This is a genomic window from Gordonia polyisoprenivorans NBRC 16320 = JCM 10675 (assembly GCF_000241325.1).
Taxonomy (GTDB): Bacteria; Actinomycetota; Actinomycetes; order Mycobacteriales; family Mycobacteriaceae; genus Gordonia; species Gordonia polyisoprenivorans.
In genome coordinates this window covers 456,101-470,605 of sequence record NZ_BAEI01000031.1, presented here as the reverse complement: position 1 = coordinate 470,605, position 14,505 = coordinate 456,101, and the positions used below count along the sequence as shown (strand labels likewise).

The 14,505-nt window shown below is 71.7% G+C and carries 9 protein-coding genes; 4 read left to right on the top strand and 5 right to left on the bottom strand.

Translation table 11 applies throughout. The annotated features are described in order from the left end of the window. Positions 1 to 7 precede the first annotated feature (7 nt). From GOPIP_RS09480 to GOPIP_RS09470, 3 genes are all read right to left on the bottom strand, one after another. Entirely contained in the window at positions 8 to 616 is a 609-nt protein-coding gene (locus tag GOPIP_RS09480; RefSeq protein ID WP_006369428.1) for a TetR/AcrR family transcriptional regulator, read from the bottom strand. 70 nt (positions 617 to 686) lie between these two features. After that, positions 687 to 3,122, bottom strand: coding sequence for a helix-turn-helix domain-containing protein (locus tag GOPIP_RS09475; protein ID WP_244421130.1), 2,436 nt, complete (start codon positions 3,120 to 3,122; stop codon positions 687 to 689). After that, positions 3,119 to 4,948 carry an Hsp70 family protein gene (locus GOPIP_RS09470; RefSeq protein ID WP_006369426.1) on the bottom strand — a complete coding sequence of 610 codons (1,830 nt, stop codon included), beginning with the start codon at positions 4,946 to 4,948 and terminating at the stop codon, positions 3,119 to 3,121. Before GOPIP_RS09470 ends, GOPIP_RS09475 begins: the two co-directional genes overlap by 4 nt. A 281-nt stretch (positions 4,949 to 5,229) precedes the next feature. On the opposite strand from GOPIP_RS09470, the gene GOPIP_RS09465 reads away from it, so the two are divergent. The 3 genes from GOPIP_RS09465 to GOPIP_RS09455 all read left to right on the top strand — a co-directional run bounded on the left by GOPIP_RS09465 (position 5,230) and on the right by GOPIP_RS09455 (position 12,050). Continuing rightward, positions 5,230 to 8,376 carry an IniB N-terminal domain-containing protein gene (locus GOPIP_RS09465; RefSeq protein ID WP_006369425.1) on the top strand — a complete coding sequence of 1,049 codons (3,147 nt, stop codon included), beginning with the start codon at positions 5,230 to 5,232 and terminating at the stop codon, positions 8,374 to 8,376. Between the two features lie 204 nt (positions 8,377 to 8,580). Then, positions 8,581 to 10,497, top strand: coding sequence for a dynamin family protein (locus tag GOPIP_RS09460; protein WP_006369424.1), 1,917 nt, complete (start codon positions 8,581 to 8,583; stop codon positions 10,495 to 10,497). Continuing rightward, positions 10,497 to 12,050, top strand: a complete 1,554-nt coding sequence (locus GOPIP_RS09455; RefSeq protein ID WP_006369423.1) for a dynamin family protein — start codon at positions 10,497 to 10,499, stop codon at positions 12,048 to 12,050. The genes GOPIP_RS09460 and GOPIP_RS09455 overlap by 1 nt, the downstream gene beginning before the upstream one ends. Here the strand turns inward: GOPIP_RS09455 and GOPIP_RS09450 are convergent. After that, positions 12,019 to 12,573, bottom strand: coding sequence for a hypothetical protein (locus GOPIP_RS09450; protein ID WP_210738958.1), 555 nt, complete (start codon positions 12,571 to 12,573; stop codon positions 12,019 to 12,021). The two genes, GOPIP_RS09455 and GOPIP_RS09450, sit on opposite strands and share 32 nt — an antisense overlap. 31 nt (positions 12,574 to 12,604) lie before the next feature. Further along, complete coding sequence (locus GOPIP_RS09445; protein WP_196813434.1) at positions 12,605 to 13,813, bottom strand: glycoside hydrolase family 3 N-terminal domain-containing protein; 1,209 nt, start codon at positions 13,811 to 13,813, stop codon at positions 12,605 to 12,607. Positions 13,814 to 13,842: 29 nt separating this feature from the next. On the opposite strand from GOPIP_RS09445, the gene GOPIP_RS09440 reads away from it, so the two are divergent. Then, positions 13,843 to 14,439, top strand: coding sequence for a universal stress protein (locus GOPIP_RS09440; protein WP_050955246.1), 597 nt, complete (start codon positions 13,843 to 13,845; stop codon positions 14,437 to 14,439). Positions 14,440 to 14,505: the final 66 nt, after the last annotated feature.

The window sequence follows — 14,505 nt, the reverse complement described above, 5'->3', positions numbered from 1 at the left end:
ACGCGCGTCAGGACGGGGTGTGGATACCGACGCCCTTCAGGCCGCGCCAGGTGATGCCGACCAGGAGATCGGTGGCGGTCTCGAGGTCGACGTCGCCTTCGCTCATCCGGTCGGCAACAGCCTCACCGGCCCCGACGAGCGCGATCGCGGTGAGCTCGAAATCGATGTCGAGCGCGCCCTCGACCGTGGTACCGCGGCGGATCAGGTCGGAGACCATATCGACGATGTGTCGACGGCTGGTGCTGACGGTGTCGGCGAAGGCCGCCGATCCGACGGCAACCCGGTAGAGCACCCGCCAGGACTCGCGGTTCTCGTCGACATAGCGGAGGAATTCCCGCACCACCGTGCGGGCCTGTTCGCTCTGGCGCAGCTTGGGGTCGAAGCCGACCGACATCGCGTCGATGAACCGACCGCCCTCTCGGGCGATACACGCACTGAACAGCTCTTCTTTGGACCCGTAGTACAGATACAGCATCGGTTTGCTAATCTTCGCCTGGGCTGCGATCGAATCCATGGACGTGTCCCGGAAGCCGTTCTCGGCGAACACCGAGACCGCGGCGTCGAGCATCTGCTGCTCGCGCACCGCGCGGGGCAGTCGTTTGGTCCCGCCGACCATGATGGCTCCTCACACTCGCCACACCCCCACCGCGCGGCAGGGATCAGATCATCTTACCGTTCAGTAAGATTCAGCGGTAACCGGCTGCGCGCAACGCGGCGAGGATCTCCGACCGTGACCCGCCCCCGAAGCGCCGGCGAATACGGGCGACGTGGTGCTCGACGGTCTTCGCCGAGATGAACAACCGGGCGCCGATCTCGGCATACGTGCAGCCGGCGAGAAGCTCGTGGGCCACCTGCGCCTCACGTTCGGTCAACGGCCCCGATGGTGGGCTGACCTGCGGGGATGACACTTCGGCGCGTGTCGGACGCGGGCTCGGCAGGTCGGGTGCGGCGGTGTCGGCGCACAGACGGGCGGCGTCTGTCGGTGCGCCGATGGCGACCAGTCCGGCCCGGGCCTGCACCACCCGCCGATCGTCGACCGGCGTTGCGGCGAAGGCCAGATCGTGCACGACACGCGCGGCCGCCACCAGAGTTGCGGTGCGCTCGTCCCCGGGATGTGCCGACAGCGCCGTCTCGAGGCGGGCGAGCCGGTTCCCGGCACCCGTCCGGTCGCCGACGGCGGCGCACGCGCGGACCGCATACCAGTTCCACGTCACCGCCCAGCCGCTTGCGAGACCGACCCCGGCGACGATCTCGTCGAATGCGGCGACCTGACCGCGCACACGCACCTGTTCGCCGGCCGCGGCGAGTGATAGCCATAGCTCGCCGAGGGTGAGCGCGTCGACGAGCCCGAACTCGATGGCGGCCGCAGCCCGCAGAGCCTGTCCACGACCGGCGTTGGGAGTCGGAACCCGCCCGAGCGCGGCGACCTCCGCACGCACCCGATCGGCGGGCGTACGCGCGACCGGCACGGGCGTCGGCACGCCGGGTGCGGGGTGTGGATCGAGAAGCAGCGCGATCCACTGCAGTGCGAGATCACGGCGGTCGGCGTCGAAGACCTCGTCGGCCACCATCCGGGCGGCGAGGATGTCTCCGGACTGCACGGCAAGCATCAGTGCCGGCCAGGCGATGTCGTCGTGATCGGCAAGCATCGGCAGCGCCCGCAACAGACCGTCGAGCGTCGGTCCGCCGATCGGCTCGCCGAACAGGGCTCGCAGGACGTCACGCTGTGCTGTGCGCACGGCCGTCGGCGCCGCACCGGTGTCGGTCAGATATCGGGCGGCGGCGTCGCGATCGCCAACGTCGAGCAGCGCGCGGACCGCCGTGATCGGTTGCGTCGCAGCATACTCCGGACCCAGCCAGCGAATGAGGTCGGCGGCGTGGGACGGCCGGCCGGCAGCGAGCGCGATCCGCGCCGACAGCATGGTCGGGGCCACGATCTCGGCTGCGGGACTCGTTGCGGCCCCGATGATCTCGTCGACGATTTGCGATGCGCGGTGGACGTCACCGGCGGCCAGCGCCACATGCGCTCGGCGCAGCGCGATTTCGAAGGCATCACCCCCGGCACCGGCGGCTGCGGTCAGGAGCACCTCCGCCTCCGACGCCGACGCGTGGGCGGCCGCCTCGAGCAGCGCCGCACTCACCCGGGGCTCGCGAATACCCAGTTCGGCGGCGGCCATCGCATCACGCGGCGAGATCGAGCCGGTTCCCATGCGGCGCACCACACTCGCACGCCTCACCTGCGTGACCCGACCCGAACCCAGCGTTTCCACCAGCGGCCCCCGCGCAGCCGACACCAGGGTGTCGGCGCTCAGGAGCAGACCGCTGCCCCGCGCTCGGTCGATCGCGGTGATCGCGCTCTGCTCGTCGATGTCGAGGACCTCGGCGACCATCGAGGTGTCGAGCCCGTTGCCCTCGTCGGCGATCGCGAGAACGGCGAGGGTGGCGTCGTCGAGATGCTCCACACGACGCCGGTACGCCGTCCGCGCGAGCAGAGCAGCATGCTCGACGGCGTCCGTTGGTCGCGAATCATGTTGTGCTGCACCCATATCGGACGTCAGCGTCACAAGGATTTCGTCGATGAGGCCCGGTGCACCCGCACACGCGCGTCGGATGTGGGAGGCCTGTGTCGGATCGAGGTCGACGCGCCGCAGCAAGGCCCGATCGAGTACCCACGCGGTCGACACCGGGGCGCACACCCGGACTCCGCCGCCGGGGCGGGACCGTTGGACGAGGCCGGTGATCATGGTGTCGCGCACCCTGTTCTCGGTCGCGGCGAGCACCGCGACGTGGCCGTCGTCGAGTGCCGAGCGCAATCGGGCGACGCTCGCGACCGGCCAGGCATGGACGTCGTCGGCGATCACGACGGGTCGGCGACCGTGGGCGTCGGACCACTCCGCGTCCCGCGGGATTCCGACGACGACCCGCGCACCGCCCGCGCGTAAGCGATCGGCGAGGGTCGCCAACGCCCGCGACCGGCCGCTGCCGGGCGGGCCGACCAGAACGGCGAGATCGAGACCGCAACCGTGTCGGCCGAGTTCGTCGACGACGCGGATCGCCCAGGGATCGGACTCGTCGCCGGGCAAGGGTGCCACGGCGGCGGGAGCCGCGAGGCCCTCGCTCACGGGCACGCCGGCAGTCCGACGAGGCCGCAGGTGATCTGACCCACGCCGCCGAGGACGTCGCCCGGCAACTGGCGCACCGCGCCACCGATTCCACCGCCCGAACCCGAACCGCTGTTGCCCGAGCCGCCGGACGGCGCGCCACCGCCCGAGCCGTCGTCGGTGCCGCCGGTGTCGGTGTTCCCGCTGCCGCCGTCACTCCCGCTGCCGGTGCCCCCGCCGGTCGTACCGCCGTTCGTCGCACCCCCATCGGTCGCACCGCCGTTGGAGGCCGACGGCTGTGGCGCCGCGGTGGAGGCTGCCGGTTGGCCGGCCTGCGGAGCGGTGGAGGCCGCCGGTACGCCGGCGGCCGCCGAGGAGGGCGCACCGGTGGTGGCGTTGCGCCCGGCCGTTCCCGCCGGTACGCCGCGACCCGACCCCGACGGCGCCGAACCACCGGCCTGCGCGGAGGACGGCGTCGACCGCGCGGCAGTGGATGCCCCGTGCGATCCGCTGGGCACCGCGCCTTCGGCCGGCGCGGGTGTCGTCGGCTTGGTCGAGCCGACGAGCCCGGTGCCCACCGACAATCCGGCGGCGGTGAACACCGCGATGACCGCCACGCCGAGCGCGACCAGAACACCGCGTTTGCGATTCGAGAGGCGTTGCGCGGGAGCACTTTCGGAGACCGGGGCCGGTTCGACGGCGTGGACCGGGGCAGGTGCAGGCAGGGGCGCGGCCGCGGCGAGCAGCGCGGTGGCGTCGTCGGCGGCACCGGCGCCGGCAAGACGGTCGGCGGAGATCAACGCCGCCCCGACCGCGGCGGCGCCCGCCGGATCGGGGTCGAGGATCACCGGGATGTGCAGGGCGGATTCCAGCAGTTCGGAGACGATCGGGACCGTCGAGCCGCCACCGACGGCGACGATCGCCGCCACCCGACGCGGATCGATGGCTGCGGCGGCGAGCGCGTCTCGGACGAGGCTCACCGATTCCAGCACCGGCCCACGCACCAGCTCATCGACGTCCTCACGCACGAGACGGGCCTCGGTGCGATGCGGTCCGACCGAGATATCCACGGCGGTACCGGTATCCGTCGACAGGATCTCCTTGGCGGTACGGCAACGCCTGCGTAGTTCGGTCAGGTCGGCGAGGATCGAGGGATCGTCGATCCGGGCGCCCAACGCCTGGCCCAGCCCGGTGGCCTCGAGGGTGTGATCGAGCAGCAGCCGGTCGATGTCACGCCCACTCACCAACGTCGAGGTCAGTGGTCGCGTCAACGGGGTCGGATCGGCGCCGGCGGCGAGCACCGTCACCGTGGTGGCGGACGCACCGAAGTCGTAGACGACAACGGGATCGCCGTCGGCGAAGGCGCCGGTGGCGTGTTCGACGGCGGTCACCGCGGTGACCGCTGCGCTCGTCCAGGCGCACCGGTCCGCGGTGAGCCCGGTGGCCGCCTGCACCGCGCGGGCGACGTCGGCGATCACCGCCGGCGACCACCCGTCCGGGACGGCGAACGTCACCTGGACGGCCCGAGGGTCTGCGCCGGTCGCCTCCAGTGTCTCGGTGAGCAGCCGATGGACGGCCTGCGCGTAAAGCGCCTCGGCGAACACCGGATCACCTGCGGCGTCGACGAGACCGACCGGATCGCCGATGCGAGGTAGGAAGTCGTCGCGTCCGGCGAGTTCGAGCGTCGGGCGGGTGACCGTACCCGCCCAGCCGTCGGCGTGCGCACCGACGGCGATGGAGACGTCGGTGCCGATCTTGATGCCGATCGCCAACGCGGGAGCCGCCTCATGGTCGCCCACACCCCCGGCCGGCTCGGGTGTCGCGTCATGCCGGATGTCGACGGTCATCGTCTCTCCTCGTCTCCTCTAACCGGCGTGGACGCGCCGGGTGACCCGCAGGTCACGCTGCTCATCATGTCGCGACTCCCGGGCGTGTCGTTAGCCGACGGAGCAAAGATGGGGGAATTTCCCCGTAACCCGCGCCCGGCCCACGGCCCGCAGGGGGAAATGCCCCCTCGGGGAACGTGACGGGGCACGGCGGCGAAGGGGGGATTTTTCCCCGATGTGCCGGCCCGGCGGCCCCCATAGCGTGGTCATCATCCACCGCATGTCATTTGAGGAGACTTCCCATGAGCAGCAACAATGCCGTTCTCGACTTCATCCTGGGGCTGTTGCGCGACGACGAAGCCCTTGAGGGGTATTGCCGATCGCCGCAGACCGTGCTCGCCGCGGCCGGATTGAGCGGGGTCACCCCGGCCGAGGTCGCCGCTGCGGCACCGTTGGTCGCCGGCGGGGGCGCCGGTGGAGCACTCGGCGCGATCGCCGGTGCCGGCGGCGCGGTCGGTGCCGGCGGTGCTGTGGGCGGCGGGGCCCTCGGCGGACTGGGCATCGGCGGCGGGGCGCTCGGCGGACTGGGCCTCGGCGGCGGGGCGCTCGGCGGACTGGGCCTCGGCGGGGCAGCACTGGGCGGCGTCGGATTGGGTGGTGTCGGCCTGGGCGGTGTGAACGTCGGCGGATTCTCGCTCGGCTCCATCGACTTCGGCAGCGTCCTCGGCGGCATCGGGGTCGTCGGTGCCGATCTGTCCGGATTCGCCTTGACCGCAGTCGATCTCGGCGGCATCGCCTTCGCCGAGCTCGACCTCGCCGGACAACTCGCGGTCGGACTCGCAGCGACCCTGGCCGCAGGCGTCGGCGCGGGCGGCGCGGTGGCCGGGCAACTGGGTGCCGCACTCGGCGGCGCATTCGATCTCCTGCTCGGCGGTGACGCACTGGTCGGGGGCGCACTCGGCGACGGAGCCGAGATCGGCGGCCAACTGGCCGCGGCGCTGATCGGTTCGCTGGGCTTCGGCGGCGAGCTCGCCGCCCAATTGTCGTCGTCGCTCTCGGCGGTACTGTCCGTCGGTGCCGGACTCGCGGGCGCCGGCGGGGCCGAACTCGGCGCCGTGCTGTCGGCCGGCCTCACCGCGGGCGGCCAGGTCGCCGGAGCGTTCGCCGCCTCGCTGGGTGCCACCCTCGGTGCCGCACTCGGCGCGGGCGGGGCCCTCGGAGCCGACTTCGCGGCCGGACTGACCGCAGGCCTGGACGCCGCCACCGCACTCGGCGCCAGCCTCTCGGGTGTCCTGGACCTCGGTGCAGGCGCGTCGGCCGCCCTGAGCACCGCACTGACCGGCACATTCGCCGCAGCGGGCGGGGTCGGTGCCGAACTGACCGGACTTCTCGACGCCGGCGCCGTCGCCTCTCTCGCCGGCGAGCTGACCACCACGCTGTCGGGTGCGCTCGCGACCGGCCTGGCCGCCGGCGGCTCGGTGGCCGCCGGGCTCGGCGGTGCGCTGGGCGCCGCGCTGGCCGGCAGTGCGGCCGCCGCCGGTGGCATCGCGTTGACCGCGGGCGCCGGGGCAGGCACCGCGATGTCGGCAGCACTGACCGCGGCACTCGGGATCGGTGGCGCGGGCGGCGCCGGACTGACGGCCGCACTCGACTCCGCTCTTTCCGGCGGCCTCTCCACGGCCCTCTCCGGTGGACTCGCGACAGCTCTCGACGCTCACACCGACCTGGGCGCCGCTCTCGGAGCGAGCCTGGCCTCGACCCTGGGCGCAGGCGGTGCCGTCGCCGGTGACCTCGGTGCCGCGTTGGGTGCCGCGCTCGCCGGCGGAATCGACGCCGACGGCACCTTGAGCGGCCTGCTCGCCACCGGCGCGGGCCTCGACACCGCTCTCGGCGCCACCCTGAACTCGACTCTCGGCGCCACGATCGGCTCGGCGCTCGGCGCGTCCACCGCTCTCGATCTCGGCGGCGCTCTGGCCGGCGTGCTCGACACCGCCGGGCTGGGCGGCGCGCAACTGTCGGCGTTGCTCGACGGCGGGCTCGCCGGTGGACTGGCCGGTGGGCTCGCGACCGAACTCGGCGCGGTCGGCGGACTCGGCGGCGACCTCGCCGCCGCGCTCGGCGGGTCACTCGGCGGGATGCTCGCCGCGGCCACCGGCATCGACGGAAGCCTCAGCGGCGCAACACAAGCCACGCTGGGGCAGGTCCTCGCGGCCGACCTGGGTACCGCCCTCGGCGTCGACGGCGCACTGATCGGGCAACTCGGCGGCGCCCTCGACGCCGCACTCGGTGGGCAACTCGCCGGGGGCGGAGCGATCGGTGGTGGACTGATCGGGGGCCTCGACTCCGCGGCGCTCACCGCGACGACCGGTGAGCTGTCCGGCGCGCTGTCCTCCGCACTCGGCGGTGGCGGCGAGATCGGCTCGGCGCTCGGCGGTTCGTTCGGCGCCGTCCTCGGTTCGGCCCTCGGTGGTGACCTCGGTGGCGCCGTCGCCGGCTCGCTCGTCGACGGCGCCGATCTCGGTACCTCGCTGACCTCCGCACTCGGCGGGGCCCTGAACCTCGACACCGGCCAGGCCGGGTCGATCACCGCGGGCCTCACCTCGACGCTCGAGGCCGGCGGCGGTATCGATCGGATCGTCGACGCCGACCTCGTCACCGTCGCCCAACCCGCCCTGACACTCGGCCAGAACGGCATCGTCGGCAGCGGCGCGATCACTGCCGGCGGCAGCGCTGCCCTGCAGACCGCGGCGATCGCCGACGGCCTTGCCGGCGCCGGCTCGGATCTCACCGGCGGTCTGGGGCTCTCGACCGACCTGACCCACACGCCCGACCTCGGACTGGGCCTGACGACCACACCCGACGCGGGTCACCACCTCGGAACCGAACTCACCCACGTCGGCAATGACCTGACCGGTGGACTGGGCCTCGGCGGAGGCGGCGCGGCCGCAGGCGGGCTCGGTGGCGAGATCGACTCCCACCTCGGCGACCTGACCGGCGGGGACGCCGGCGGTTCGATCGGCGGCCACGGTCTCGTCGGTACCGCACTCTCCGGCCTGCAGAACACGACGACCACCGAGGGCACCGTCACCGAGAGCGGCCATGGCGCACTCGGATCGATCGCCCAGGTCGGCGCCAACGGTCTGGGCGTGGGAACGGGCGCCGATCCGGGCACCACCGAACCGGGCTCGACGGGCCTGGCGGCCGGCAGCTTGGGCACCGGTGCAACCGATTCCGGCGCAACGGGTTCCGCAGGCGCGGGCAACCCGCTCGGCCACACCCTCGACGCCACCACCCACGCCACCGGCGATCTCACCTCGGGCCTGACGGGAGGCCTCGAGAGCGGCCTCGGCGGTGGCCTGACCGGCGCGGACCCCGGCACCGACTCCACGACCCCGCATCCCGATGCCGGTCACGGCATCGGGGGCCACGAAGGACTTCTCGGCGGCTGACGACGACGTCCACCGTCGCGCGTGGCCTCACGGCTCGCGCCGCCGAGGAGATGGTGGTCGGTGATTCCCTCGGGGATCGCCGACCACATCCCCCCTGCCCTTTCCCTGCCCGCGTGACCGGAGCCGCGGGCAGGGAAAGGGTCTTCGCTTTCTCACCGCGATGCCGCGACCCAGCGGCACCGGTCGGGCTACCGTGGGAGCACCATGTCGCACACATCCGCCGAGCAACAGGCCATGTATCCGGCCGCGCCACAAGACAACACGCCGAAAGCACCCGCACCGCAGGGCGCCGCGCCCGCTTCCTCCGATCTTCGCCCCACCGGATCGACGATCTCCGATCTCATCGCTCGGGCCGCGACCCTGGCGGCACAGACACAGCGCGACGACCTGACCGCCCGCCTCCAGGGCGCCCACGCCCGACTCTCCGATCCCCGATTGCGCATCGTCGTCGTGGGCAACCTCAAACAGGGCAAGAGCCAGTTCGTCAACGCGCTGCTGAACCTGGGCGTCTGCGCGGTGGGCGACGACGAGAGCACCGCCGTGCCCACGCTGATCTCCCACGCCGAGCAGCCCGCCGCCCACCTGGTGGTCGCCGGCACCGACCAGCCGATCCCGATTCCCTTCGACGAGGTCACCTCCGTCACCCCCACCAGCGCCCACACCCAGGGACGCGAGGTGATGCGGCTGGAGATCACCGCGCCCGGACCACTGCTGGCCGACGGACTCGTCGTGATCGATACCCCGGGCGTCGGGGGTCACGGACACCCGTACGCGGCAACGACTCTCGGCATGGTCGCGGCCGCCGACGCGGTGTTCATGGTGACCGACGCCAGCCAGGAGTTCACCGCACCGGAGATGGCGTTCCTGCGTCAGGTGGTCGACCTGTGCCCGACCGTGGCCTGTCTGCTCACCAAGACCGACCTCTACCCGCATTGGCGTCGGATCGCCGACGCCGACCGCGCCCACCTGCGGGCCGCCGACATCGACATCCCACTTCTTCCCGTCTCGTCGACGATGCGCGCCCATGCCCTGCGTCTCGGCGACGAACAACTCAACGCCGAGGCGGGTTTCGCCGACCTCTATCGGTATCTCCGGGAAACCGTGGTGCCCTCGGCGCGCCGATCTGCACGCGCCGCCGCCGGCACCGACCTGCGGACCGTCTCCGAGCACCTGGCGCTCACCTTGGGCAGTGAGCTTGCGGCACTGAAGAATCCGGAGACCGCCGACCGCGCGGTGCGAGGCCTGCGGGAGGCCCGGGCCAAGGCGGAGGGACTGCGCCGGTCGTCCTCGCACTGGCAGCAGACCCTCACCGACGGGATCTCCGACCTGGCCGCCGACATCGATCACGATCTGCGGGACCGGCTGCGCGCGGTGACCCGGGAGGCCGAGCGCGCCATCGACGACGGCGATCCGGAGAAGGACTGGGACCGGTTGTCGGAGTGGCTGATCGACCAGACCGCGACCGCGGTCGGCGACAATTTCGTGTGGGCACACGAACGCTCGGTGTGGCTGGCCGAGCGGCTCGCCGAGCACTTCGCCGAGGCCGGGTACGCCGATCTGCCGGCCATCGACATCGCCGGCGTCGACGGCATCCTCGATTCCGTCACCGAGCTCAGCGCACCCAACACGTCGTCGATGTCGATCACCCAGAAGCTGATCGTCGGGATGCGTGGCTCCTACGGCGGTGTGCTGATGTTCGGACTGATCTCCACCATGATGGGGATGGCGCTGATCAATCCCGTGTCGGTGGGTGCGGGACTGTTGTTGGGCAGCAAGGCCTATCGTGACGACAAGCAGGCGCGACTCGCCGATCGCCGCAACAAGGCCAAGGTGGTGGTGCGCTCGTTCACCGACGACGTCAGCTTCCAGGTCGGCAAGGAGTCCCGTGATCGGCTGCGCACGATGCAGCGCATCCTGCGCGATCACTTCGCCGAGATCGCCGAACAGGCGGCCCGCTCGATCAACGAGTCGCTGAGCGCCGCGCAATCGGCGGCGGCACTGGAGGATTCCGAGCGCGCCGCCCGGGTCGCGGCGCTGGAGAGCGAGTTGTCGGCGGTGGCGGCGCTGCGTCGTGCGGCCGAGGCGATCACCGGGACCCAGATCACCGGGCAGGCCGCCTGATGAGTCCCGCACCCGGCCCCGCTCCGGCGGCCCCCGACCTCCTCGCTGCAGCGCGCACGGCCGTGGCCGGTGATCGACGCGCCCTCGATCGGATCGAGGAGTGTGAGCGACAACTCCAAGCGCCCTTGCGGATCGCACTCACCGGATCGCTGAAGGCCGGCAAGTCCACGCTGCTCAATGCGCTGGTCGGGCAGGACATCGCACCGACCGACGCCACCGAGTGCACGCGGGTGGTCACCTGGTATCGCCGGGGCCGGACGGCGTCGGTGACCGCATGCGTCGATGACGGTGCCGCCGTTGCGGTTCCGGTGACCCGAATCGACGGCCGACTCGGCTTCGACCTCGGGACGTTGACCGCCGATCGCATCGATCGCATCGAGGTCACCTGGCCGACCCGGGCGCTGGAGCATCGCGCCCTGGTCGACACCCCGGGGCTGGCGTCGTTGTCGTCGGACCTGTCGGCGTCCACCGAACATCTTCTCGCGCCCGAGGACGGGCGACCTCGGGTGGATGCGGTCATCTATCTGCTGCGCACACTCACCGCCGCCGACTCCGCCATGCTGCGGCGGATCACCGCGGCCATGGGCTCCTCGGCCGGCCCGCTCGGGGTCGTCGGGGTGGTGTCCCGTGCCGACGAACTCGGCGCCGGGCGGGTGGATGCGATGCTGTCGGCGCAGGAGATCGCTGCACGACTGACCGGCGAACTGACCCGCACCGGCCTGTGCCACTCGGTCCTCCCGGTGTCGGGGCTGCTGGCGTTGGGGGCACAGACGTTGCGGGAGAGGGAGTTCCGGGCGCTGCTCGCGCTGGCGTCGGTGCCTGCCGACGATCTGGAATCAGCGCTGCTGAGTATGGACCGATTCACCCGCCCGGACATCCTGCCCACCGTCGACCCGCAGGCGCGGCAAGCCCTGGCCGACCGGCTGGGCGTCTTCGGTATCCGACTGGCGGTGACGTTGATCCGGTTCGGGACGACGACGTCGTCGGCGCTGTCGACGGAGTTGCTCGCGCGCAGCGGTCTCTCGGAGCTCAGTTCCCTGATCACCGTGCAATTCGGCCAACGGGCCTGGCAGCTCAAGTCGCATTCGGCGCTGCGCACCCTCGACGGCATACTCGCCGGCACCCCGGGACCCGCAGCGGCCCAACTGCGTTCGTCGGTGCGCCGCGCGCTGGCCGACACCCACGGCTTCCGCGAATTGCGGTTGATCGGGGCCGTGCGGGCCGGACGGATCGGTCTGCCCCCCGAGACACTCGACGAGTTGAGCCGACTCGTCGGCGACCGCGGCGTGTATCCGACTGTGCGCCTGGGACTTGCGCACGACGCCACCCCGAATGAGGTGCGCGAGGCGGCAATTGCCGCGGCCGCCCGGTGGCGGACACGGGCGGCACATCCGCTGGCCGACCCGCAGGTCGTCGACGCGGCCACGGTGGCAGTGCGCAGCGCCGAGGGCATCCTGGCCGACCTCGGACGGCCGGACCCGTCGATCGGCCCGCCCATCAGCCGGGCCACCGGCGCGACGCTCAACGCAGGGTCGCACCGCCGTCCGGAATGAGGGCCAGCACACCGGCCAGAACTCCGGCGAGCGCCGCCGCCGACGGCAGATAGCGCGACACCCACACCATCGGCAGAACCGTATCGGTATCGGCGGGCAGCGAATTCGTCGTCACGATCCACGCGACCGCCAGCACCGTCACGAGGACCGCCGAACCGAGTAGCAGGGGCCGAGCTGCTTTGCCGCCCTGGCGCAGCAGCAGTACACCGAGGACCGCCGCGACGACGGCCAGCGCCGCCACACCCGCGGCGACCAGCAGCGCAACGGACACCGTGGTGGAGATGTCGGCGGCACTGGCCCCCTGATTGTCGGCCGCGAGATCGGCGCGCAGGGCAGCGGTCAGCGCGTCACGCGACATCATCACCACCACCGCCGCGGCGACCAGGAAGACCACCTCGAGCACGGCGAGCCCGACGACCAGATGCGTGCGACGCGTGCGTGCGACCGGAGGCTGCGCCAACGGGGTCACGGCAACGCGCGGACGTGGTGGCGGTGGCCGATGCGGCGGGTGGGGATCAGTCATGCGGATTCACCCCGCTCTCCTCCGGCGGTCATCAGCACCGTAGCTGCCCCTTGGCTTTGAGGATGCGGACGACCGACTCGTCGACGCGCGACTGGCTCAGTTGTCCGGACCGGACGGCGGACTCGAGGCTGTTGAGGACGGCGGTCACCTTGTCGGTGGTGATCCACAGGGCGATGTCGCCGCCGGCGACGAGGAAGCGTTGCACCGCCTGCGGCAGCGGGTAGCGCTGGGTGATGGCGCCCATTCCGGACAGGTCGTCGGAGAAGACCACGCCGTCGAAGGCCGGACCGCCGTACGGTTGCCCGGTCCGCAGCATGCGCATGGCGTTGACGCTCAGGCTCGACGGCGTGTCACCGACGGTCAGTCCGGGCACGATCAGATGCCCGACCATCACCGCCGCATTCCCCGGATTCGCCAGCAGCGTCTTGTACGGGACGAGGTCGCTGCGCTCGAGTTGCGTGAGCGGCGGCGTGCGCACGACACCGAGGTGGGAGTCACCCGAACCGTGCCCGTGCCCCGGGAAGTGTTTGAACACCGGCATGACTCCGGCGGATTGAAGTCCCTCGGCGAACGCCTGGGCGTATCGGGCCACCGTGGCCGGGTCGTCGGAGAACGAGCGGTCACCGATGACCGCGTCGTCGGGTTCGTCGCTGACGTCGGCGTCGGGGGCGAAGTCCACGGTGATACCCAACGCCCGCATCTTCTTGCCCTCACTCGCCGCGAGGGCACGGACCTGCTCGGGTGTCTTGGTGCGCGCGAGCTCACGCGCCGACGGGCTGTCGATACCGAGCGAGGACAACCGGGAGACGCGACCGCCTTCCTGGTCGACGCTGACCATCAGCGGGATCGACGAGGCTGCGGTGACCTTCTCGAGGGCGCCCTGGTCGGTGAGGAGCGATTTGTCGGTCCAACTGCCGATGAAGATGCCGCCCACCGGCTCCCGTTTGACCAACGACAGCGCGTCGTCGGTTCCGGTCACGCCGACGACGATCGACTGGCCCAACTTCTGTCGCAGCGACATCTTCGCCAGCGTCGCCACACCGCAGCCGATGGGCGCCGCGGCACTCGTCGACGCCGGCGGGGACGAGCGGGTCGACGCCGACGAGGCCGCGCTCGACGATGTCTGCGCGGCCGACGAGGAGGAATCGGTGCCGCAGCCGACCACGGCGATACTGGTCACCGCCACCAGCGCGATCAGGTCACGAACCTGGCGAAAACGGCGTCGTCGAGTTGGGCCCATGGCACGAGTGTTGCATGTACTCTTGGGCAATGGACTCTCGACACCGGGAGCAGGGTGCGCGGATCGACTCCGCCCCCGCTGAATCCGTGTCCCCGTCCTCTTCGGTGTCCCAGTCCGCTTCTGGTCCGGTCCCCCAGTCGGTGATGATCGCGTTCGACGGCGGCGCCAACTCCGAGCGGGCCATCACCTACGCCGCCCACTTCCTGCGGGCGACGACCGCGCACGTGGTCACGGCCTGGCAGCCGGGCACGCTCAATCCGGCCCGGCTGTCGAGTCTCTCGGCCGGCATCCAGCCCTTCGTCGACACCTCGCCCCTCGAACTCGACGTCGACGACGCCCTGCGCGCGGAAGCCGCCGAGATCAACACGCGGGGCGTCGAGATGGCGCGGGACGCGGGCCTCGATGCGACCGGGACCCTGGTGGAGGTGGAGTCGACGGTGTGGGGTGCGCTGGTCGCCGCCGCCGATGCCCTCGACGTCGACCTGTTGGTGACGGGTACCCGCGGCGACTCCGGACTCAAGGCACTACTGCGATCCAGCGTGGCCGGCCGCGTGCTGAAGCACTGCCACCGACCGGTGTTCATCGTTCCGGCCAAGTGCGACAAGCAACCTCCGGTGTCGCCGTGACCCGACGTAAGCCTTGCGCTCGCGCGCCGATGGTGCCATCCTTGATGGTCATGACTACCGGAAAGG

Excerpts from the sequence above, each read along its gene's own strand:
- GOPIP_RS09455 (WP_006369423.1), top strand. The coding sequence starts at position 10,497 with ATGAGTCCCGCACCCGGCCCCGCTCCGGCGGCCCCCGACCTCCTCGCT.
- GOPIP_RS09445 (WP_196813434.1), bottom strand. The coding sequence starts at position 13,813 with ATGGGCCCAACTCGACGACGCCGTTTTCGCCAGGTTCGTGACCTGATC.
- GOPIP_RS09440 (WP_050955246.1), top strand. The coding sequence starts at position 13,843 with ATGGACTCTCGACACCGGGAGCAGGGTGCGCGGATCGACTCCGCCCCC.
- GOPIP_RS09450 (WP_210738958.1), bottom strand. The coding sequence starts at position 12,573 with ATGACTGATCCCCACCCGCCGCATCGGCCACCGCCACCACGTCCGCGC.
- GOPIP_RS09460 (WP_006369424.1), top strand. The coding sequence starts at position 8,581 with ATGTCGCACACATCCGCCGAGCAACAGGCCATGTATCCGGCCGCGCCA.
- GOPIP_RS09480 (WP_006369428.1), bottom strand. The coding sequence starts at position 616 with ATGGTCGGCGGGACCAAACGACTGCCCCGCGCGGTGCGCGAGCAGCAG.
- GOPIP_RS09470 (WP_006369426.1), bottom strand. The coding sequence starts at position 4,948 with ATGACCGTCGACATCCGGCATGACGCGACACCCGAGCCGGCCGGGGGT.
- GOPIP_RS09465 (WP_006369425.1), top strand. The coding sequence starts at position 5,230 with ATGAGCAGCAACAATGCCGTTCTCGACTTCATCCTGGGGCTGTTGCGC.